At 44.8% G+C, this 17,270-nt stretch carries 13 protein-coding genes, 27 tRNA genes and 1 pseudogene; 7 read left to right on the forward strand and 34 right to left on the reverse strand.

What is annotated here, in order from left to right:
- Positions 1-673 precede the first annotated feature (673 nt).
- The 3 genes from QUB30_RS08675 to QUB30_RS08685 form a co-directional block, all read right to left on the reverse strand.
- Positions 674-1,636, reverse strand: coding sequence for a GNAT family N-acetyltransferase (locus QUB30_RS08675; protein WP_333331941.1), 963 nt, complete (start codon positions 1,634-1,636; stop codon positions 674-676).
- Positions 1,637-1,825: 189 nt separating this feature from the next.
- A tRNA-Lys gene (locus tag QUB30_RS08680) sits at positions 1,826-1,899 on the reverse strand.
- Positions 1,900-1,974: 75 nt separating this feature from the next.
- Positions 1,975-2,517 (reverse strand): Uma2 family endonuclease, encoded by a 543-nt coding sequence (locus QUB30_RS08685; protein WP_333331944.1) that lies wholly within the window; start codon positions 2,515-2,517, stop codon positions 1,975-1,977.
- A 244-nt stretch (positions 2,518-2,761) separates the two neighbouring features.
- Between QUB30_RS08685 and QUB30_RS08690 the strand changes: the two genes are divergently transcribed.
- Entirely contained in the window at positions 2,762-3,577 is an 816-nt protein-coding gene (locus QUB30_RS08690; RefSeq protein WP_333331947.1) for a hypothetical protein, read from the forward strand.
- An 11-nt stretch (positions 3,578-3,588) separates the two neighbouring features.
- Here QUB30_RS08690 and QUB30_RS33785 read toward each other — a convergent pair.
- The 4 genes and pseudogenes from QUB30_RS33785 to QUB30_RS08705 all read right to left on the reverse strand — a co-directional run.
- Positions 3,589-3,657, reverse strand: a pseudogene (locus tag QUB30_RS33785) (hypothetical protein); the annotation flags it as partial.
- 37 nt (positions 3,658-3,694) lie between these two features.
- A tRNA-Lys gene (locus QUB30_RS08695) sits at positions 3,695-3,766 on the reverse strand.
- Between the two features lie 101 nt (positions 3,767-3,867).
- Positions 3,868-4,440 carry a dihydrofolate reductase family protein gene (locus QUB30_RS08700; RefSeq protein WP_333331950.1) on the reverse strand — a complete coding sequence of 191 codons (573 nt, stop codon included), beginning with the start codon at positions 4,438-4,440 and terminating at the stop codon, positions 3,868-3,870.
- A 558-nt stretch (positions 4,441-4,998) separates the two neighbouring features.
- Positions 4,999-5,084 (reverse strand) — tRNA-Ser (locus QUB30_RS08705).
- A gap of 92 nt (positions 5,085-5,176) precedes the next feature.
- Here QUB30_RS08705 and QUB30_RS08710 point away from each other — a divergent pair.
- On the forward strand, positions 5,177-5,875 hold the full coding sequence (locus QUB30_RS08710) for a homing endonuclease associated repeat-containing protein (RefSeq protein ID WP_333331954.1): 699 nt from the start codon (positions 5,177-5,179) through the stop codon (positions 5,873-5,875).
- A gap of 53 nt (positions 5,876-5,928) precedes the next feature.
- Here QUB30_RS08710 and QUB30_RS08715 read toward each other — a convergent pair.
- The 7 genes from QUB30_RS08715 to QUB30_RS08745 all read right to left on the reverse strand — a co-directional run bounded on the left by QUB30_RS08715 (position 5,929) and on the right by QUB30_RS08745 (position 7,512).
- A tRNA-Ala gene (locus tag QUB30_RS08715) sits at positions 5,929-6,001 on the reverse strand.
- A gap of 54 nt (positions 6,002-6,055) precedes the next feature.
- Positions 6,056-6,132, reverse strand: a tRNA-Ala gene (locus tag QUB30_RS08720).
- 6 nt (positions 6,133-6,138) lie between these two features.
- A tRNA-Arg gene (locus QUB30_RS08725) sits at positions 6,139-6,212 on the reverse strand.
- Positions 6,213-6,545: 333 nt separating this feature from the next.
- Positions 6,546-6,618: transfer RNA gene (locus tag QUB30_RS08730), tRNA-Arg, on the reverse strand.
- Positions 6,619-6,700: 82 nt separating this feature from the next.
- Positions 6,701-6,772, reverse strand: a tRNA-Gly gene (locus tag QUB30_RS08735).
- A gap of 181 nt (positions 6,773-6,953) precedes the next feature.
- Positions 6,954-7,024 (reverse strand) — tRNA-Gly (locus QUB30_RS08740).
- 44 nt (positions 7,025-7,068) lie between these two features.
- The gene (locus tag QUB30_RS08745) at positions 7,069-7,512 is read right to left on the reverse strand and encodes a retroviral-like aspartic protease family protein (protein ID WP_333331957.1); all 444 of its coding nucleotides are present in this window, start codon (positions 7,510-7,512) and stop codon (positions 7,069-7,071) included.
- Positions 7,513-7,614: 102 nt separating this feature from the next.
- Here QUB30_RS08745 and QUB30_RS08750 point away from each other — a divergent pair, with 102 nt between their 5' ends.
- Positions 7,615-8,220, forward strand: a complete 606-nt coding sequence (locus QUB30_RS08750) for a macro domain-containing protein (RefSeq protein WP_332998074.1) — start codon at positions 7,615-7,617, stop codon at positions 8,218-8,220.
- Between the two features lie 20 nt (positions 8,221-8,240).
- Here QUB30_RS08750 and QUB30_RS08755 read toward each other — a convergent pair.
- The 18 genes from QUB30_RS08755 to QUB30_RS08840 all read right to left on the reverse strand — a co-directional run bounded on the left by QUB30_RS08755 (position 8,241) and on the right by QUB30_RS08840 (position 10,237).
- Positions 8,241-8,312: transfer RNA gene (locus tag QUB30_RS08755), tRNA-Thr, on the reverse strand.
- Positions 8,313-8,407: 95 nt separating this feature from the next.
- A tRNA-Leu gene (locus QUB30_RS08760) sits at positions 8,408-8,481 on the reverse strand.
- Positions 8,482-8,539: 58 nt separating this feature from the next.
- Positions 8,540-8,615, reverse strand: a tRNA-Leu gene (locus QUB30_RS08765).
- Between the two features lie 4 nt (positions 8,616-8,619).
- Positions 8,620-8,692 (reverse strand) — tRNA-Pro (locus tag QUB30_RS08770).
- A gap of 4 nt (positions 8,693-8,696) precedes the next feature.
- Positions 8,697-8,777 (reverse strand) — tRNA-Leu (locus QUB30_RS08775).
- 130 nt (positions 8,778-8,907) lie between these two features.
- Positions 8,908-8,981: transfer RNA gene (locus QUB30_RS08780), tRNA-Gln, on the reverse strand.
- Between the two features lie 5 nt (positions 8,982-8,986).
- Positions 8,987-9,065: transfer RNA gene (locus tag QUB30_RS08785), tRNA-Gln, on the reverse strand.
- Between the two features lie 10 nt (positions 9,066-9,075).
- Positions 9,076-9,150: transfer RNA gene (locus tag QUB30_RS08790), tRNA-Asn, on the reverse strand.
- A 6-nt stretch (positions 9,151-9,156) separates the two neighbouring features.
- Positions 9,157-9,229 (reverse strand) — tRNA-Phe (locus QUB30_RS08795).
- A 4-nt stretch (positions 9,230-9,233) separates the two neighbouring features.
- Positions 9,234-9,320: transfer RNA gene (locus tag QUB30_RS08800), tRNA-Ser, on the reverse strand.
- A 4-nt stretch (positions 9,321-9,324) separates the two neighbouring features.
- Positions 9,325-9,399 (reverse strand) — tRNA-Arg (locus tag QUB30_RS08805).
- A 34-nt stretch (positions 9,400-9,433) separates the two neighbouring features.
- Positions 9,434-9,515: transfer RNA gene (locus QUB30_RS08810), tRNA-Tyr, on the reverse strand.
- Positions 9,516-9,523: 8 nt separating this feature from the next.
- Positions 9,524-9,600, reverse strand: a tRNA-Glu gene (locus tag QUB30_RS08815).
- 6 nt (positions 9,601-9,606) lie between these two features.
- Positions 9,607-9,681, reverse strand: a tRNA-Trp gene (locus QUB30_RS08820).
- A 3-nt stretch (positions 9,682-9,684) separates the two neighbouring features.
- A tRNA-Ile gene (locus QUB30_RS08825) sits at positions 9,685-9,780 on the reverse strand.
- Between the two features lie 102 nt (positions 9,781-9,882).
- A tRNA-Cys gene (locus QUB30_RS08830) sits at positions 9,883-9,956 on the reverse strand.
- Positions 9,957-10,031 (reverse strand) — tRNA-Glu (locus QUB30_RS08835).
- Between the two features lie 132 nt (positions 10,032-10,163).
- Positions 10,164-10,237: transfer RNA gene (locus tag QUB30_RS08840), tRNA-Asp, on the reverse strand.
- 381 nt (positions 10,238-10,618) lie between these two features.
- On the opposite strand from QUB30_RS08840, the gene QUB30_RS08845 reads away from it, so the two are divergent.
- Complete coding sequence (locus QUB30_RS08845) at positions 10,619-11,281, forward strand: glutathione S-transferase family protein (protein ID WP_333331961.1); 663 nt, start codon at positions 10,619-10,621, stop codon at positions 11,279-11,281.
- A gap of 380 nt (positions 11,282-11,661) precedes the next feature.
- Here the strand turns inward: QUB30_RS08845 and QUB30_RS08850 are convergent, their stop codons facing one another.
- Positions 11,662-13,530: a tetratricopeptide repeat protein gene (locus QUB30_RS08850; protein ID WP_333331964.1), complete on the reverse strand. Its 1,869-nt coding sequence runs from the start codon at positions 13,528-13,530 to the stop codon at positions 11,662-11,664.
- A 72-nt stretch (positions 13,531-13,602) separates the two neighbouring features.
- Positions 13,603-14,397 carry a Uma2 family endonuclease gene (locus tag QUB30_RS08855; protein WP_333331967.1) on the reverse strand — a complete coding sequence of 265 codons (795 nt, stop codon included), beginning with the start codon at positions 14,395-14,397 and terminating at the stop codon, positions 13,603-13,605.
- 202 nt (positions 14,398-14,599) lie between these two features.
- Between QUB30_RS08855 and QUB30_RS08860 the strand changes: the two genes are divergently transcribed.
- The 3 genes from QUB30_RS08860 (at position 14,600) to QUB30_RS08870 (ending at position 17,242) form a co-directional block, all read left to right on the forward strand.
- Complete coding sequence (locus QUB30_RS08860) at positions 14,600-15,421, forward strand: ABC transporter ATP-binding protein (RefSeq protein WP_333331969.1); 822 nt, start codon at positions 14,600-14,602, stop codon at positions 15,419-15,421.
- 226 nt (positions 15,422-15,647) lie between these two features.
- Positions 15,648-16,385, forward strand: coding sequence for an ABC transporter ATP-binding protein (locus tag QUB30_RS08865; RefSeq protein ID WP_333331972.1), 738 nt, complete (start codon positions 15,648-15,650; stop codon positions 16,383-16,385).
- Positions 16,382-17,242, forward strand: coding sequence for an EamA family transporter (locus QUB30_RS08870; RefSeq protein ID WP_333331976.1), 861 nt, complete (start codon positions 16,382-16,384; stop codon positions 17,240-17,242). Before QUB30_RS08865 ends, QUB30_RS08870 begins: the two co-directional genes overlap by 4 nt.
- The last annotated feature ends 28 nt before the right edge of the window (positions 17,243-17,270 follow it).

Genomic DNA, 17,270 nt, shown 5'->3' on the forward strand with positions numbered 1-17,270 from the left:
GTTTTCTGCCACGTCATAGGAACGTCCTTCAAAACGAATGTGAACCATTACCGATACCTCCTAGAGCAATTTTGGATTTTGGATTAGTAGCTTATCTGCTCTCGACTTTGGCTTTTTGTGAGACTTAGCAAATTGCCAGTATCGGTAAAGATTCACGAAATCCGATAATCTTTACTGAAAGAAGCGCCGTTCTAAATGATAAGCTTGTTTGATATTGCGGATTTCCTCAGCCTTTTTGCTTGATTGAAATCTGGCAGAGCTTGTCTGTTCTGAATCAGTAAATTCGTTGAAATTAGACTGATTTCGTACAACATCTGACTCTGGCCGAGTCAGTTTGTAACCGAACAGTCTCGTATAAAGTAACAACATGACAATCGAGTCTATATTACAAGACTTTCAAATTGATGTTCGTTGAAATTTTGAGCAATATTTAGTTGTCAAGGTTCAGAATTTGCACGAAAAATACAGGTTTTTGCTTGTCCTGCGCTTTCCATATTTATATACTACATACATACTACACAAGTGTCAAGTGGGTAGCAAAAGTTTTTTAGATAAAACTTACACGAGTGGCGAGAAACCTGGTTTTTTCAGGAAAATTTTTCGTTGCTACCTGCTGATCCGGTAAAAAACCGGGTTTCTTGGGTCAAAGCGCGATCGCCAACTGTAACATCGATCAAACATCCTTAACATAGGAAATACTGTCGCGAATATTGTGGAAGCCGACTGATTCGTAAAGTCGCAAGGCACCTGATGAATTTTCAGCATCGACGCCGAGAATAGCAGTAGCAACACCAGCAGCTTTCAGTCGATGCAAACCAGCCAGCAACATCGCTCGTCCCAATCCCCTTTTGCGGAAGCCGCGCCGAGTGCCGAGACAAGCAATCCAGCCTTCATTGCGCCCGGTACGATCGCACTCTTGCACACTAATCTCGCAGTAACAAAAACTGACAAATGTGCCGTCATCAGCAACAGCAATCAAGTCTAAATCATTTCTGTAATCGGGTTTAGCTAACTCGTGCTTATATTTATCCACCGTTAAATCGTGATGATTCCAGTGATCGATAAACGACTGGTTGAACATTTCTACCCAAGCTGCAGCCTCCTGTTCGCCGGGGAACTGACGCAGCGCAAAACCTTCGGGGAATTGGGGTTCTGGGATCGGTTCAGAAAGCGATCGCGCCATTCGGCAAAAATAGCGATCGACCTTAAAACCGCAACTAGCCAGCACAGAAATGCGATCGCAATCCTCCGCGCGCGCGTAGGTTCGCAGCTTCACGCGCCCGCCCCGCATCGCAGACACTTCGCGCATCCGCACTTCACCCCAGGCGATCGCCGCTGCTTCCACATCACCTCCGCGCGCGTCGGGGTGAACGCGAAACCACAGCCAACCGTCAATTACTTCCCCTGGTTCAGAAATCCACAACCGAGCGAAACCGATTAATTTTCCCTCCAAATCTTCCCAAAGGCGGATATCGCGGGCTTTGTCTAGGGACTGTTGGTTAAATTCTTGTTGCAATTCCGAGATGGAAGTACCTTCGTCGAGCCGATCGACTCTTTCGCAAGTATTGATTAAATGGGCGATCGCATCTAAATCGCGATCGCCCCCATAGCAGCGCGCCGAGAGACTTGCCATCATAGCTAATCACCATTTCCTGTTGTTATTCAGTTTAAAAATAGCTTGGGCGATCGCAGTTTTATCGATCGACAGATCCGATCGGTCGATCGACATTAAAAATCCGACAACGCAAATACCCAGACGCATCCAACCTCTACAGCAGTTGACTGCACTCGTGAGTTTGGATAAATTCGGGTTAAGGATTTGGGATGGGAGTAGAAGGACTTGAACCTTCGACCTTGAGATTAAGAGTCACCTGCTCTAACCAACTGAGCTATACTCCCGCATCTAGGCTACTATAACACAACTGTTCGGAAAATTCAACTATTTTTGTATAAATTTGTGGCGATAAATCCCAATCACCCTAAAAGTCTCTCAACGGATACGCGAATGTCGGGAAATGCCAGCGGTATAACTGTTCCCGCCTCGATCTTTTGCTCTGTAGCGTACTCGCCATTCTGAGGATAGCGAAACACGATCATTTGCTTAGCAGATAAATTTAAAACCCAATATTCTTGAATTTCTGCCTCGGCATAAATGGCGGCTTTCAACTCTAAATCCTTCTTCAAGCTAGTTTGAGCAACTTCTACAATCCAAAAGATATCTTGAGCTTCGGGATGGCGATCGTTGTAAGCAGACTCCGGCAATCGCACGATCGCAATATCTGGTTCTGGTTCAGAGTCTGATAGCGTAATTGGCCCGTTGAAGCGGACATCAGCTTTACCTGCGAGTAGTTCTTCGAGGTATTTAGTACCTCGTTTGGTTGTGTTGTAATGAATTGGGGTTTCTGGACTCATCTGGCAAACTTCACCGGCTAGCAATTCCACACGGCGCTCGCGTAGAATCCCTGCTTCAATCATGCGGTGATAGTCGCCCACAGACCATTTAGCTAGCGTTTTCATTGCAGAATCGACGCATTTTCATAAAAGAACAACTTTATTTTACACGATCGCCCTTATTCAATACCTAATTTAAGTGCGATCGCAAAGCCTGTTGGCAGGACAATCGCTGACCAAATTCACCGACATCTTCACGCGATCGTCGGCATTAACATTTCAATTGAGGTAGATACAGGATTGACTTGTGTAAAATATCAAGATACAGTCGTAGGGCGAGGAACTATATACTTTTAGGAGCAATCGCCTTATGAAAAACAAGATAGTTGCACTCTTAGATGTGTTAGCCTGCTTTTTAACAGCAGCGATTGACATTACATTCCTCACCTCTATAGGCAATTATCTGAACTATCGTCAAGGGACACTTGGTGAGTGGATTTACTGGTTGATAATGGTAGCTCTGGCGCTATATCTTCTGGGTACCTACACGATTGGTCTAGTGACTCGACAAGTTTCAAGACAAGAAATGGCAATTGAGCCGTCGTTTCTGGTGTTAGGTTGCATCATCGGTTTGCTGGTGGGCTGCTTACCTATCTATCTCTCCTCAATCTCGACGATGCTACAGAAGTTGAGGTCATTTGGGCTTTTACTTTTTCCGTTTTTGCTATCTCTTTTAGGAATTGGTCTTGCTGGGAGATTTAAGCGGAGTAAATCCACAAGCAATCTCAAATTTTCATTGTTGACAATTTTAATTCCGTGCGCGATCTTTTTAACATTTATCTTGGCTAACAATCACGGTTTTCCTGGTGTAGCAGCACCTGCTGAAGTTCGACAGCAATGGGCGTACAAAGAATTTTGGAATTATGGCGGAGTTGTGGATTCAATCAAAAACTGTCAGCCCATCATCAAGCGAGTAGGCAGCGTAAAATTTGTGGCACCTACCCAAGGTGCAAACAATGTTACGTTCGATCCCGGTAGTTCAGGTCATTCCGGGGAATTCACCCTAGAAGTAGTTGGCGATCAAGGTATAGGTGTCGCTAATTTTGACTTTCATATCGGTACTTTCGTCTCAATTGTTCAATTTACCTATCAGAAGAGAACAGAAGAAGTATCCTGCAGGAAATAGAAGAAATCCAACTATTTCAAAATTTGGGAAACGACGCCCGCACCGACAGTACGATCGCCCTCGCGAATGGCAAAACGCATATTTAACCCTCTAACTTCTACTTTCGGCCTTTAAAAATGGGTGGTATAGGAGTTGAACCTATCTGGTACCGGTTAAAAGCCGGGTGCATAACCGCTTTGCTAACCACCCTTAAAAATTCAGCGTTTGTGTAATTCCTAAAAAATCATTGTGTAGTAAACACTTCAGTCCTTTTTTGCCCCCAGCAATTGCAACGCCTAAAGTCCCGATTGCTAATGCTTCACTCGATAATGAAGTAACATGAAACCGTTGCTATAGATTTTGCGAGCGGTGAGTTCCAAATTTGTCGGAGCGAGTGCACGGGAAAAAAGAGGAATTCCCGATCCGATAACTAGCGGATTCAACTTTACTATCATCTCGTCAATCTCAGAAAAAAGAGTTGCCGCCAAAGCGCCACCACCGCACAGCCAGATGTCTTTACCCGTTTCTTTTTTCAATTCCTTAACCAATGCGACAGGATTGTCCGAAACAAGTTCAATATTCTCATCGGGACTGGCTTTCATAGTGCGCGAAAAAACATACTGCTTCAAGGTGGGATAAGGATTAGTTACACCAACATTTAGCCCTACCTCATAGGTTTTCCGTCCCATTAAAACCGCATCAAACTGCTTGTTCTCTGCACGAATGCCTCGTGCTTCCTGAAAGTGAGCCGGAAAAGTCTCAGGAAAGGAATCGAACAAATCAGCGAAATGCTCCCCTTGCATAGGAAAACAATCAAATGAGCCATCTTCGCGAGCAATAAACCCGTCAACGGTGCAAGCAACGTAATATTTTAGTTTTCTCATATTTAACCTTTGTTTTGTTAAAATCTTAAAAACAATAAATGGAGAGGACGGGACTCGAACCCGCATCGATCGACAGCAACTTTCAGGAAACGCGCTTCCTTACTGCCCGCAAGCAGATGAGAACTGCCCCCATCTCGGACTGTTAATTCCTTTCAGTGCCTCCGCAACCCGCTGCCAGTTTGCGTTTTTAGGGAACGTCGCGAAGCAACTTTTTACCCTACTCAACAAACCCGATCGTCCTTTTGGGAGCCGCTTTTCCAAAGTTTTTACGGTGCCATTCCAGTTAGGCGACCTCCCCGCAATTTTTCTCAGTCTATAATAGCAAATCTTCTGAAAAAAATTAACCATCATCCTCCATTATTTATATATAAAATCCTAAGCAATCCACCGGAGAGGTACTGCCCCTCCTATCTCTGCGTTATCAGCACAGCGCCGTACTTTCTGGCTCCCGGTGGTCAAAAGGAAGATGAAGGAATCGAACCCTTACGACATCGCTGCCGCACCACAATTTTCAAGATTGCTTGCCGTCCTCTCGGCGGCATCTTCCAAGTTGAATAACGGAAGCTGGAGGAGTCGAACCCCTACAGTTGTTAACTGCACTCCTGTGTTCGAGACAGGTTGCCGTCCTCTCGGCAGCAGCTTCCCAAATTTTTGGTGTATAACGACTCTTAAAATTTTTTATTATTAATACACACCCCATTTAAGAGTAAGATGGCAATACCTTTAAAAGCTTGTCATGCAAATCACTCAAGCTCAACTAATAAAATGGTTCCAAGAAAACTATCTGTCTCACGGTGAAGTTCCTGCCTTAAATAAAGTTAGAGATAAAAGTATTCCTTGCCCAGTAACACACAATACAGTTGTCATAAAATTTGGAAGTTGGAATAATGCTTTGAAAGCAGCAGGCTTACCGTTATTTGTCAAACCAATCCTAGCGAAGGAAGTAGTTTGTTTTACCTGTGATAAGGTTTTTTATAAACAAAGACACCGACTACAAGAGGGCAAACCAGATTTTTGTTCAAATTCATGTGCAGCCACTTACACAAATTGCCATAAAAATTATGGAAATAGACGATCTAAGCTTGAAAATTGGATTGAAGAGCAGCTTTTAAACCTTTATCCAGAGATAGAAATTTATTTCAATCGCAAAGATGCCATAAATGCAGAGCTTGATATATACATTCCCTCTCTAAATTTAGCTTTTGAGTTAAATGCCATTTTCCATTACGAGCCAATTTATGGGATCGAAAAACTAGCGTCTATTCAAAATAATGATAGTCGCAAGTTTCAAGCCTGTTTAGAAAAGGGAATTGAATTAGCCTTTATTAACTGCTCTCAACAAAAAAAGTTTCAGAAATCCACCTCTCAAAAATACCTTAATATCATAACCTCCATTATCAATTCAAAGGTGTCCGACGGGCCTCGAACCCGCTAATAACTAGCTTCACGGGCTAGCGTCTCGACCGCTTCGACTTCAGACACCGGAAGTGGAGTCAAGGAGAATCGAACTCCTGGCCTCTTGCGTGCAAAGCAAGCGCTCTACCAATTGAGCTATGACCCCGCGTAAAAGATTCACCTGTCGAGTAAATCTAAAATCTAAAATCTAAAATTGGTGTGGTGGATTGCGATCGGATTTGAACCGATATCTTTCTAACAGCCAGTTAGATGCTTTACCAATTAAGCTACGAACCCATTCAGCAGGAGTGGTAGGACTTGAACCCACAACATTCGAGGTAGAAGCTCGACACTCTATCCAGTTGAGTTACACTCCCATGTTTTTTATTAATGCGCGATTCCCTAGGGGATAGCTGCGCTTCACGCACTTTGACGTGCAAGTTATCAGAGCATTGCGTTTTCTCAGTTACTAGAGGGACTCCGCCGATGAGTTACTACACACTCTTTAAAGGATGGCTACCTTTAAGCCAACCTGCCGGGTTCAAAGCACTCCTCGTTCTCAAACGCCCGCTGATTTTGACAGCGTTACCTTTCCTCTCGTACTAAAGTATGTAGGCTCCAAAGATTGGGACACGCAAAGGGCGATCGCTCTTAATATAAAAAATTATCCATTCAATGGAATCAACCTCCTTAAATTAAAGCAAAAACAACGAGAGTGGTAGGACTCGAACCCACAACATCCGCGTCCGAAGCGCGGCGCTCTATCCGTTGAGCTACACTCCCATAAATTAGTAGTCCTGACAGGAGATTACCCCGCGTCTGCTTGTAAGGCAAACGCTCTACCATCGAAGCTCAGGACTACAAAAGCGGATGATGGGACTCGAACCCATGCGCTGAGAATGGCATACTCAGATGCTAGCCGCTACATGACATCCGCCCATCGATTTAAGATTTGAGATTTGAGATTTAACTGAGATGTTGCACCATTGTCAATAAACCTTTTATGAACAGGCAAGATGCCTGTTCCACAAAGAGTATATTTTCTTGTGGAACAGGCATCTTGCCTGTTCTGGAGAATGGTGCAAGATGTGAGATTTAACAAACTTTTTGTTTCCCCAAGCGGATAACGAGGCTCGAACTCGTGCCTAGAGTTTGGAAGACTCGAATGCTACCGTTACACCATATCCGCAATTAGTTTAGCGATTGTATCTCTTTAACCTCAACATACAGCCTTTACAAAATTGTCAAGTAAGTTTGCGTTGGACTGATGGGTAAAGTTACCAACCGCTGATTTTTCAAATCTAATTCAATTCCCAGGGCTTCTAGAGGAATCACGCCTAATAAAGGATTCATACCTCCGGGCAATTCCAAACACTCAAACGTGCCTTCGCGTCCTACTAAATAAATTTTAGCATCCTGAAAAATTCTGGCTTTACCAATGCCATTAGCAGTCTCTACATCCACTTCTTTGAGCAATTCTAAACCGAGTTGCCCAATGATACTTGCAGGCAAACACAATGTTGTTGCACCTGTATCAACTAGCACATTATTTAGAGTGACTGAACGGATTTGGTCGGAAGGCATAAATCCTCTGGCTGCGACATTTTGATCGGCGCGGTTAGTCACGGTGAGTGTGGTAATAATTTTTCCCATTGAGGTGTTGTCAGTTGCTAGCATAGTTTAACCTTGAACTACTCTACCTCAATTATGGCAATTTTTGGGAAAAATGAGTGCGATCGCCATTAGTAATTTGCTAAACTAGGAGCGGAGATAAAACACATGAAACTTATACTTACAGCACCCAATCCCGAACTATTCGCCGCATTCCAAGAGCATTTTTTCTACCTACCCAATGTCGAAATTACCAACAAACGTTTCGAGGATTTAACCGAGTATGACTGTTTGGTTAGTCCCGCCAATTCATTTGGCATGATGGATGGCGGTATCGATGCAGCCATTGTTGATTTTTTCGGTCATTCTCTAATGGTTAGGGTTCAGCAGCATATCTTGGAAGACTATCTAGGCGAACAACCAGTTGGCACGTCATTTATCATCGAAACTCACCATCCCAAACATCCTTTTATCGCTCATACTCCCACCATGCGCGTACCGATGTCTGTCGTAGGAACCGACATTCCGTATGTGGCAACGTGGGCAATGCTGTTAACAATTCGGCGCTACAACCGACACGCAGAACGTAAAATTGAGAGTGTCGTTTGTCCGGGATTGGGAACGGGAATCGGCCGAGTTCCTTATCGCGAAGCCGCGCGGCAAATGGCTCTGGCTTACGATTATTTTGTGTATCCCACGCCGTATGTCAACTGTTTTGTTGCAGCAGAAAGACAACTGCAAATTTGGGAAGGGGGCGATCGCAATCCTGCTTAAAGAGCGATCGCACTTTCCCAAGCAGGTGGCGAGATTTGAACTCGCATAAAAGCTTTACAAGAGCCTCATGTTGCCAGTTACATCACACCTGCATTTTTGGTGGCGGGGGCAGGAGTTGAACCTGCTATTAAGAGGCTTATGAGACCTCCAAGCCTACCCAGGCTACTTCACCCGCGATGTCACCAAATACCCCTGACTGGCATCGAACCAGCACTAACTAGATCCTAAATCTAGCGCCTCTACCGATTGGGCTACAGGGGCAAAACCGATTTGAGATTTGAGATTTGAGATTTGAGATTTGAGATTTAATAAAACCTCATACCCCTGACAGGCCTCGAACCTGCAAAAAACACTCGTTTTGAGCGAGTGATGTTTTCCAATTACATCACAGGGGTAAAGTCGGGATGGTTGGATTTGAACCAACGACTCCATGCTCCCAAAGCATGGCTTCTGGCCGCTGAATTACATCCCGTTCATGCTCCTAGTGAGACTCGAACTCACACTCAAAATAAAACAGATTTTAAGTCTGCCGCGTCTGCCAATTCCGCCACAGGAGCAAGTAGAAACTTAGTTAAAAATTTGGTACTCGGGAGTGAGATTTGAACTCACACAACACAATTTTTGAAATTGCGGCCTCTGCCAATTGGGCTACAGGAGTGTAATTGATCTGCTTTGGTAATAGCAGAACTGGGAAGGCAGGGATCGAACCTGCATTTTGCCGCTTTCAAAGAGCGGTGCCCTACCGATTAGGCGACTTCCCAATTATTGGATGCCGGGGTAGGCTTTGAACCTACAGAAACTCCTATTTCAGAGATAGGCGACTTTACCAATTTGTCTACCCGGCAATTTAAAAAATGGCTGCCCCAGTAGGACTCGAACCTACAACCTAGCGGTTAACAACCGCTTGCTCTACCATTGAGCTATAAGGCAACGCAATCCCCCAAGTCAGTATCGAACTGACGACCTCTTGTTCTTCACACAAGCACTCTACCAACTGAGCTATCGGGGGAAAACGGAGAAGGAGGGATTTGAACCCTCGACGGCTGTTAAACCGCTCTTTCTTAGCAGGAAAGCGCCTTAAGCCACTCGGCCACCTCTCCACAGCGAGAACGGAGGGATTTGAACCCCCAAATCTTCAGTTTCGTAGACTGAGATGTTATCCAGTTACACCACGTTCTCAAGATTGCAACTGCATATTAAATGCAGTTACAAATGGGTCGGGCTGGAATTGAACCAGCAACGCTTTAAGCTACTGTTTTACAGACAGGTACCCACGCCAATAGGAGGGCCGACCCAGAAATTTTGGAAGTGCTGACGGGAGTTGAACCCGCAATCACTTGGGTGAAAACCAAGCGGCTTAAACCATTTGCCTACAGCACTATAAATTGGCACAGGAACTGAGATTTGAACTCAGAATGCTGGTTTTGGAGACCAGAGTGTTGCCAGTTACACCATCCCTGCTTTTGGTCGCAGCGGCGGGATTTGTAGCTTGCTTCCGCGAAGCGGTACCCGCATTGACCAAGGTATGAACTTGGCGCTTTACCATTAAGCTACGCTGCAATGTCACTTTCGCTTCGTTCCTTTTCAAAGTTAAAAATTTCCATTAAAAGACTGTTAGTTTAATCTTTTAATTTCTAATTTTTTATTTCTGATGGGGAACAGAGGTTAGGGCGGGATTTGAACCCGCGAAAATCGGTTTTGCAGACCGACGCCTTCAACCACTCGACCACCTAACCTGGGAGTCCCGACGAGGTTTGCACTCGCAATCTTCTCCTTGAGGGGGAGACGGCTTGACTTTTGCCTACGGGACTTTGACCCCCGCCGAAAAACGGATACTTGCTTACCGACAGGAGGTGTGGATTTTAGACCCTAGTTCCAGCTTCCAGATTCTTCTCCTGTGGAGTAAATCTAAAATCTAAAATCTAAAATCTAAAATCGACTGACGGGAGTAACGAGACTTGAACTCGCAACCTTTCGCTCGACAGGCGATTGCTCTGACCGATTGAGCTATACCCCCGCGAAAATGAACAATATTCTGTCCTTGAATTACTCAAGTTGGGACGGGGTGGCGGTTGATTCCGCGTACTACAACCCATCGGGTTATTGTTGCCGGAGTCTACACCGCCGATGTCCACAATTATGTGACACGATTAACTTCCTATTCAGTTGTCAAGGTTCATATTGCTCGTGGGGGAAGGCTTTGAAGCTCTTTACCCTTCGCCATACATTTATACTACATAAGTAATACAAGACTGTCAAGGGGGTAATACAACTTTTTTTTAAATTGGGTTTTTTAAAGGGGTGCCGATCGCTCCCACCAACCCTCTGCGTTCCCCCAAACCCTTATAAATCAAGATATTTGGCTGCTAAACTGAGGTTGTTGCGTAAGGTGAATCTGATGCTGAAACTGTACTACACTCCAATTTCTCTGAATTCTCGCCGTGTGTGGGTGGCACTTCTGGAAAAACAGATTGCGTTTGAGCCTCTAGCACTTAACCTCGACGGCGACCAATTTAAGGCGGATTTTCTGGCAATTAACCCGTTCCACCGCATACCGGTGTTAGTGGATGGAGATTTGACTTTGGTGGAGTCGCTGGCAATTCTCGATTATCTGGAGGCGAAATACCCGACGCCTGCACTGCTACCGACAGAGGCGAAAGCGTTGGGAATTGTACGGATGGTGGAAATGCTGACGTTAAATGAACTGTTGCCGGCAATGTTTCCCTTAACACGTCAAATGCTGGGTGTAGCGGGAGACACTGCACAGAAGTTGGAACAGTCAAAACAGCAGATAGCAACGCTGCTGAGGTTTTTTGAGGGCTTGCTGGCGGACGATCGCACTTATTTTGCTGGGGAACAGTTTACTTTCGCCGAAGTGGTGGCGGGGACTGCGGTGCCTTCGCTGGGGATGTTTGGCATATCTTTTGATGAGTATCCGAAGTTGCAGCAGTGGGCCGATCGACTTGCTGGGCGATCGAGTTGGCAGCAAACCGAGGTATCTCAAGCCGAAGTTGCGGCCAAAATCCCAATTATTAAGAATTTACTGGCGGCAAGGCTTTAAAAGAGCGATCGAGCTTCAAATAAATATACCGGGCGATTAGAAAGAGACTGTTGGCAAATTCGCAAGGTGTATTACCCCTCACATATAGAAATAAGCATTTGCATTCGCTATTGCTAGTCAAAAGTTATATGGTCAATTAAAAATTTAACCCCGATCGGTCCTTTTTATGGGTGATATCGTTTCCCGTTGCATCGGAATGATACCGAGGACACCGCGAGTGCAAGAGTGTCCCTACCGCGATTAATTGTAGGGACACCCGGCACGGCGCGGTGTCCTGACTGTGGGTAATATTAATTCCGATGCTACCGGAGTTGATATGAAGGGTTTAACCCCTTGTTGATTGACCAACAGTCTCTTGAAACCGCCGCTCAATTTTGATCTTAAATAGATTGCTGATATTTTTCCAGCAATTCCGGGATGTAATCGTAGCCGTCAACACCGATCGCCGGAATGATATTCGCTCGACTTTTCGCCAAAGATTGTTTAAATGATTCCGCACCCATTTGACCCCGCAAAATTGTCAACAAACCAGCCGATTGACGCCACTCAATCGCACCAATTTGCTCCAAAAGATACATCCCCAAACTGCCCGCAAATATTGCTTGTTCTAGTGCGTTAATTCTGTAATAAGCTTGAGCCAAATAAGCCAAATTCAGACCTTGCAAATATAAATCCCCTGAAAATTGAGCCGCTTGCCAACCTTTAAGCAAATATTCGATCGCACCTTCAGCATTTTCCAGGGCTATTTTAGCAATACCGAGACTGCTGGAACAAAAAGCTTGACTTTGGCGATCGCCCAATTTTTCTGATAGCAACAAACCTTGTTCCAAATAACCGATCGCACTCTCATAAACCTCCGGTTCCACCTCCTCCAACTGTCGCGCTTGAAACACTTCGCTGTAACCCAAATTAGCCAGCGCATTTGCCTCACCTTGCCTTTCTCCCGCTTGTCTGGCCATAATTAAAGCCCGCTGGCTGTAATTAATCGCTTCCTGATAATTTTTTTGAGCAACATAGTTGCGGCTGATGTGATTGAGATTGGCAACTTCGCAAGCTTTGTCTCCTTCTAGGCGGGCAATTTCCAGCGCTTGCTTGTGCAGCAAGATCGATCGCTCGTAAGCCCCAGCCGCCTGCATCGAATAACCCAAAAGCGTCAGAATCCTAGCTTTCGCTTGAGTGCCTTCAACTCGCCGCAGCGGTTCGTCTAAATAATCCAAAGTATGTCGCAGGGCTTTACCATCAAACGAAGCAAAAATTCCGCCATAAAGGGGAAAGTATTCCCGCTGAGAAAAAGCGCGCAAAATTTGCAAAGTTACTTGAAAACAAGCATTTGCCAACTGTTCGCCGATCTTGGTAGAATTATTAAACCCACTGGCTAGCTGACTCCAAATTACCGCAAAAGTAATGTAAGTAGAAATTGAAGCTTTGGTTGACACTTTGGAATCGTAAACTTGCTTGTCAAACCAGATCGCCAACGCCCGCTGCAGGGACTGCAAAACAATCGCCAATTCCACCAAAATGCCTAACTCTAAATTCGATTCCTTGGCGGCGAATTGAACTATAGATTCACCGAGCGCAATAGTATTTAAAAGAGCCTGGGGAAAGGGACTCTTAACTTTTTTTGCCCAAAAAGCCCAAGGTCCATTTTGTTCGGGACTACCGGCAAATCCTAGCTGCTGCGGCTGATAAATCCAGCCCACAAGTTCCGGTTCCAAACGCTGCCAAGATTCTAAACCTTTGGCGATGCCGGCGGTGATTTGCAGCAAATCTTGCTCTGTTTCGGGATTGCTAGTTTGCAGCATTTCTTGGTGCAGTAATTTTGCCAATTGCTGCAATTGATCTAGAGTCAGCGGATGTTCTTTATTCGGATCGATTACTTGCAATAATGCCAGGAGGCGGGCGTTAGATTCGGCGGTAACAATTTGTTGGATGGAGGATGCAATTGCGCGATCGATGCGGTTATCTTTCTGCCAGCGTTCCCATTCTCCTTGGATGGTTTTGAGCGCTCTAAGGGTGCGATTTGCCTTTGCTTGTTTGATTTCGTCTTTTTCGTTTCTGAGCTGATTTTCGGTGGCATCGAGGCGTTCGCCGAAACAGCGTTCAAAGATTTCGCCAGTACCGGTACTAATGTCTTGCACCAGCATTTGATAAACTTGTTCTTTGGAGCGAATTTGACCTTTGAGGGTGATTTCGACAATTTTGTCGATTAGGGCTAGGTAGCGATCGCGCAGTGAGGTAGAGTCTGGCATAATTTATTTTTAGTTAATAAGTTTTTATGGACAGCGCTTGCAGCTTGCACCATTTCATGCTGCTATTTAATTTTACAGCTCCTCTGGATTAATGCCCATTGCTCTGAGGCGATCGGCTAATCGGTTTGCTCGCTGACTTTCTAATTCAGCCCGCTGACTTTCTAATTCAGCTCGCTGACTTTCTAATTCAGCTCGCTGCCTTTCAAACTCCTCTGGAGTCAGAACCCAATCGCCACTGACATCGTACCAACGCAGCCACAATCTCGAACAACCTTGATAACAACCTTCCCACAAACCTATACCTAATTCTAATTCCGGTATCCAGAATCGGGGTTCGGTTAAAACTTGTTCGCGGTAACGATTGCCAATCAAACGAAATACTCTCAGTTGATTGTTGTACCGACTGAAAACAAAGTAGTAAGGAATCTGCAAAATCTGTTCGTAAACTCGCCACTTAGTAGGGGGTTTATTTCGTGCTTCTTCTGTGATTCCTAAATCCTCCTCTTCAGTTCCAGGTGACAGCAGTTCTACTACTACCAGAGGACTGACATTTTCTTGCCACATCACGTAGCTGAGGCGCAATTCCTCACCTCGATAAAATCTCGGAGCCCCCAATACGACAAACCAATCAGGTCTTTTGTACCAATTGAGATGGCTAGAATCGTAGTAGAGATTGAGGTCTGTCGCTATGAATATTTGTTCGGGCGGATGGTTGGCGGGGCGGCAGGTTAAACGCAGCAGTTCGGGTTGAAACTCGTGGAATTCGTCAGGCAAACCGGGTTCCTCCGGGTCTTCACTGGGTAAATCATACATCGTAGGGAGGACTTTTGTTTGCGAAGGCTGCGAATCCGGTACGTACATCGTCATAAGATTACCCAGGCGAGACGGCTTGAGGAGATTGAGGCGGCACGGCAATTGTAATATTATAGCGGTTTTCCGTTGAATCAGCTAGATGCCTAGTAATTAATAATGGGTAATTGCTAATCAGTAAAGGATTTAAAAGCGGGAGGCTATTTATTAAAATACCAATCTGAGGCATAATTATATTGCAGATTATATCTAGTTTTTTGTGATTTCAGAAACTGTTACCCTCTCAAAAAGCAATTCCATCTTAGAAGCACGAGGATTAACTCGCCGCTTTGGCGGTTTAATTGCTGTAAACGACGTATCTTTCACAGTTCAAAAACACGAGATTTTTGGATTGATCGGCCCTAACGGCGCTGGCAAGACTACTCTATTTAATGTAATGACTGGACTGATACCTGCCTCTAGTGGCACTCTGATTTATCAAAACGAAAATATTTCTAAACTGCGACCTTATCAAATTGCTAATAAAGGTATGGCCCGAACATTTCAAAATATTCGGTTGTTTGGGGAGCTTTCAGCCCTAGAAAATGTGGCGATCGCCCGACACATCCACAGTCGATCGGGCAATCCAGTTTTATCGGTGCTGGCGGGGATTTTCGGCTTGCGGGCCTCTAACGCAATGGAACGCAAAACCCAGCGGAAAGCCTTAGAATTGTTGGATTTAGTCGGATTGGGCGATCGCGCGGGCGAACAAGCGAAAAACTTGCCCTACGGCGACCAGAGGCGCTTAGAAATTGCCCGTGCTTTAGCCCTAGAACCGCAAATATTGCTGTTAGATGAACCTGCTGCGGGCATGAATCCCAATGAAAAGCACAAATTAAGCGAATTTATCCGAGAAGTGCGCCAACAATTCAATTTAACTGTAATATTGATCGAGCATCATGTACCGCTAGTTATGGGATTGTGCGATCGGATTGCCGTTTTGCATTTCGGTCAGCTTATTGCCTTGGGCGAACCTGCTGTTGTGAGAAATGACCCGGCGGTGATTGAGGCTTATTTGGGAGATGAAAATTATATAAATTGAAATTATGTCATCTTGAGTCAGCGGGTAATTGGCAATCGTGTCTGCACACACAAAGTCCGGAGGGTGCGCGGACTAAAAATAATAGTTAGTCCTAAATGTATCTGCCAGTCTTCATAGGACTTCAGTTAGGAACCAGGGGTTGAAACCCCTGGCGGAATCGCGGACTTACTGACTCGCGAACTGCTGGAAAAAAGACAGTTTTTTATCAAGAAGCAAGTCACAAAAAATGCAACATACTGCACCTGAAACAGCGCAAAATATCCTCTTAGAACTAAAGAATATTTGTGTTAATTACGGAGGCATTCAAGCCCTGCGAAATATTAATTTAACCGTAAATGCGGGGGAGGTTGTCAGTCTCATCGGCGCTAATGGTGCGGGCAAAAGTACCACACTCAGGGCTATTTCCAAAATAGTTAATATAAACCAAGGACAAATTATTTATACCGGGCGCGACATTAGCCGCCGCCAACCTCACGAAGTTGTAAAATTGGGAATCGCCCACAGTCCAGAAGGGAGGCGCGTTTTGGCGCAGCAAACGGTGTTGGGTAACTTGGAATTGGGGGCCTATATTCGATCGGACTCGGCGGCAGTAAAAGCCGATTTAGAGCGCCAATTGGAGATGTTTCCGCGCTTAGCAGAAAGACGCCGCCAGCTAGCAGGAACCCTCAGCGGCGGGGAACAGCAAATGCTGGCGATCGCCCGTGCGCTGATGAGCCGCCCGAAACTGCTATTATTAGACGAGCCTAGTTTAGGCTTAGCACCCGCGATCGTCAAAGAAATTTTCGCAATCATTCAAAACCTGCGTTCCACAGGCGTTACAATCCTCTTAGTCGAACAAAACGCCAATTTAGCACTGCAAATTGCCGATCGGGGTTACGTGCTAGAAGCTGGTAATATTACTCTCACAGGTATTGGAACGGATTTGCTAAACGACGAGCGAGTCAGGAGCGCATATTTAGGTTGACTTGGTTAATTTTTGGAATCTTGACCGCTTTCTTTGAAGCCGTCAAAGACGTTTTTGGCAAACAAAACCTCAAAAAAAGTGACGAATATGTCGTCGCTTGGTCTCTCTCATTTTTTTCAGTCATCTTTTTGATTCCCTGGGTATTATATACAGGAATTCCGCCATTAAATTCTCAATTTTGGCTCGCCCTATTAATCGGAGGTAGCATCAACGCTGTCACAGCCCTCCTCTACATCAAAGCCATCAAACTATCAGATTTATCCCTGACACTACCGCTGGTAGCTTTGACACCCTTATTCATGTTGTTAACTTCACCGTTAATGGTCGGTGAATATCCCAAATTTTTTGATTATATGGGCATTTTACTAATCGTAGGAGGCTCTTATTTATTAAATATCAAAGAGAAATCTAAAGGATATTTAGCTCCATTCAAAGCACTGCTGAATGAACCCGGACCCAAATTGATGTTAATCGTCGCATTTCTATGGAGTATTGCCTCAAATTGTGACAAAATAGGAGTTACAAATTCCTACCCTATTTTTTGGGTATTCTCTTTGTTCGCTACAATGACTGTTTTGCTACTGCCAGTTTTATTGCACAAAACCCCAAATCCAGGGCGACAAATTCTCAAACAATTACCAATGCTAGCTGCTATGGGGTTTATCAATGCTACTGGAGTAATTTTTCAAATGCAAGCTTTGACATTAACTTTCGTAGTGCGAGTGGTCGCCCTTAAGCGTACTAGCGTGTTAATGGGTGTATTGTTCGGTCATTTCATTTTTAAGGAAAAAGAGATTCAAGAAAGATTATTAGGGGCCGCCATCATGATTTTGGGAGTTTTATTTATCACTTTATAGGTTGAGATTTCCGGAACTTTGACGCTGA

Source organism: Microcoleus sp. BROC3, from assembly GCF_036702515.1.
Taxonomy (GTDB): Bacteria; Cyanobacteriota; Cyanobacteriia; order Cyanobacteriales; family Microcoleaceae; genus Microcoleus.

Coding starts and splice junctions, on each gene's coding strand:
- QUB30_RS08675 (WP_333331941.1), bottom strand. CDS start 1,636: ATGATGGCAAGTCTCTCGGCGCGCTGCTATGGGGGCGATCGCGATTTA.
- QUB30_RS08685 (WP_333331944.1), bottom strand. CDS start 2,517: ATGAAAACGCTAGCTAAATGGTCTGTGGGCGACTATCACCGCATGATT.
- QUB30_RS08690 (WP_333331947.1), top strand. CDS start 2,762: ATGAAAAACAAGATAGTTGCACTCTTAGATGTGTTAGCCTGCTTTTTA.
- QUB30_RS08700 (WP_333331950.1), bottom strand. CDS start 4,440: ATGAGAAAACTAAAATATTACGTTGCTTGCACCGTTGACGGGTTTATT.
- QUB30_RS08710 (WP_333331954.1), top strand. CDS start 5,177: ATGCAAATCACTCAAGCTCAACTAATAAAATGGTTCCAAGAAAACTAT.
- QUB30_RS08745 (WP_333331957.1), bottom strand. CDS start 7,512: ATGCTAGCAACTGACAACACCTCAATGGGAAAAATTATTACCACACTC.
- QUB30_RS08750 (WP_332998074.1), top strand. CDS start 7,615: ATGAAACTTATACTTACAGCACCCAATCCCGAACTATTCGCCGCATTC.
- QUB30_RS08845 (WP_333331961.1), top strand. CDS start 10,619: ATGCTGAAACTGTACTACACTCCAATTTCTCTGAATTCTCGCCGTGTG.
- QUB30_RS08850 (WP_333331964.1), bottom strand. CDS start 13,530: ATGCCAGACTCTACCTCACTGCGCGATCGCTACCTAGCCCTAATCGAC.
- QUB30_RS08855 (WP_333331967.1), bottom strand. CDS start 14,397: ATGACGATGTACGTACCGGATTCGCAGCCTTCGCAAACAAAAGTCCTC.
- QUB30_RS08865 (WP_333331972.1), top strand. CDS start 15,648: ATGCAACATACTGCACCTGAAACAGCGCAAAATATCCTCTTAGAACTA.